We start from the raw sequence: 2,222 nt of genomic DNA, 5'->3' as shown, positions 1-2,222 counted from the left end.
TCCACCCTGCATCGTTCCTTCTTCGGTTTTGAACAATTCCCCCTTAAAGATAACTCCGCATTTTAACCATTTCTTCAATATCACTTTATCCGTTGGAATATTTGCAAGCAGCCAATCATGGCTGATATGGTCAAAACACCCTTTAATATCTCCTTCTAAAATCCATTGCGGAGAATATCCATGTGATAGAACCGTATGGCATTGCTGAATTGCATCCTGACAGCATCTTTCTTTTCTGAATCCATAAGAATGTGCATCCGCTGTCATTTCTGCAAGCGGTTCAAGTGCCATCAAATATAACGCCTGCATTGCTCTATCTTTCATTGTTGGTATCCCTAATGGACGCAGCTTTCCATTCGCTTTCTTAATAAATACTCTGCGTAATGGCTGTGGCTTATAACCGTTCCTCTTTAAATCCAGAACAGCTTCATACTTTGCTTTGTCAGTAGACCATAAAACTCCGTCTACTCCAGATGTTTTCTTACCTTCGTTAGTTGTCACTCTTTTTACAGCAATCGCTTTCGCCGCAAAAGAATGTGTCAGCGTCCACTGCAAAGCCTGTACTTTGCCGTGTCTGCCTTCTTTTCTAGCCTTTACAATACGTTCTTGTAGCTTTTTAACCTGTGCTTCACATTTCTTCCAGTCAATAGATTTCCATGCAAACTCATGGTCAGTAGCCGCACACGTTGTTTGATTAACGTTCATTTGCTTTGCTCCTTTCAAAAGTTCTATAAGTTTCTTGTAAAGAATTACCTACCGTAGAAGTCTGCACCCTTTCGGGTTAGGGCAAATCTTGAACCCCTATCCATTCCATTACAGAATGGCATTCGCTTTTTCTACAATCCCATACCTGCACTTCTATCGGTTTTCCTTACGGAAAACTTTCCTGTAAAAAAAAACAGGAGAAATACAGGCTTACCTTGTTTCACATAGATAACAACGAGTAGGTTAGGCTCTGTCTCATCCACCGGCGGTGCTTCTATCCGTGTAATCCTACCATGGAGAGGATTAACCGACCGCTTCCCATTTTGGGCTGGAGCCTATCAGCATCTTTGGCTCTTTGGACTTTACGATGTTTAATTAACAGTTCACGTATGTTAGCCATACTACTCAAGCCTTGCTCCCTAACCGCATTGATGCTCGCAGATTCGCTTCTGCCTCACGGCTTCGGCTTTACCACTTACGTGGAGGGCTACTTTGTCATGCCAGCTTCCCAACACCGTCATTGCTTCTGATGCAGGTGGCACTAGGCTACCGCTAACGGAATAGCGGGTTTAATCAATATTTCGTTGTTAAACAATTATCTATGCGACTTCAAGTCGCACCCACGGGCAATCCAAATTGTGGATAGCGATGAGTCTGTCCTGCACATTTGTCCCTGCGCCCATCTTCTGGGTCGAGCCTAAGAGGATGCGCACCTCGCCACTTCGTACCTTTGCGAACAGCTCCTTTTTCTTGGCATCGGTAGCCGCTTCGTGGATAAACCGTATCTGCTCAGCGGGGATGCCACGCTGTATGAGTTTCTCCCGTATATCGTCATAAACATTGAAAGTTCCGTCACCCTTCGGCGTGGAGAGGTCACAGAATAAAAGCTGCGCCGCCCTTGTGTCAGCATGTTCCTCCCAGATACGGTACATATTGTCCACGCAGGCGTTGACCTTGCTCCCCGCATCGTCCGGCAGCATCGGGTCGATCAGCCTCTGGTCGAGTGCTAGTTTCCGCCCGTCGTTCGTGATTTTGAGCATATTATCAACCTGCGGCTCCACAGCCCTCGCCCTGACTTTCTCGGCTCGTTTGGCAAGGGAAGCCACCATTTCTTTCTGGATGTCACTGGGGGCTACCTTGATATTGTGGTAATTCACTTTCGGCACGGGCAGCTTTAACATATCAGCGGTCTGTATATCCGCAATCTCACGGAACATTAACATCAGCTCCGGCAGGTTGTGGAACTTGGCAAACCGTGTCTTTGCCCGGTAATTCGTCCCCTCCGGGGCAAGCTCCAGTGCGGTAATGGTTTCCCCAAAGGTGGAAGCCCACGCATCAAAATGCTGCAGACCATTCCGCAGAAGGGTGTCGTACTGCAAATATCGCTGCACAGAATACAGCTCATAAGGTAGGAAACGCCACGCCATACTTCCTTTCGTCCGTGGTCTTGGCGTAACCCCCTCCAGAACCGTGCTTACACCTCTCGATGTACACGGCTCGCCATCTTTCATAGTTTA

At 47.1% G+C, this 2,222-nt stretch carries 1 protein-coding gene and 1 pseudogene; both read right to left on the bottom strand.

Going from position 1 to position 2,222, the window contains the following annotated elements; genetic code table 11:
* A partial coding sequence (locus B5G33_RS20770; RefSeq protein ID WP_204247449.1) for a reverse transcriptase N-terminal domain-containing protein occupies positions 1-705 on the bottom strand: 705 nt, incomplete at its 3' end.
* Between the two features lie 620 nt (positions 706-1,325).
* Positions 1,326-2,216 (bottom strand): annotated as a pseudogene (locus B5G33_RS20765) (helicase); the annotation flags it as partial.
* Positions 2,217-2,222: the final 6 nt, after the last annotated feature.

This window comes from Blautia sp. An81 (genome assembly GCF_002161285.1).
In the GTDB taxonomy this organism is placed as follows: domain Bacteria; phylum Bacillota; class Clostridia; order Lachnospirales; family Lachnospiraceae; genus Blautia; species Blautia ornithocaccae.
The sequence above is the reverse complement of the archived record's forward strand: the minus strand, read 5'-3'. Positions and strand labels throughout refer to the sequence as shown.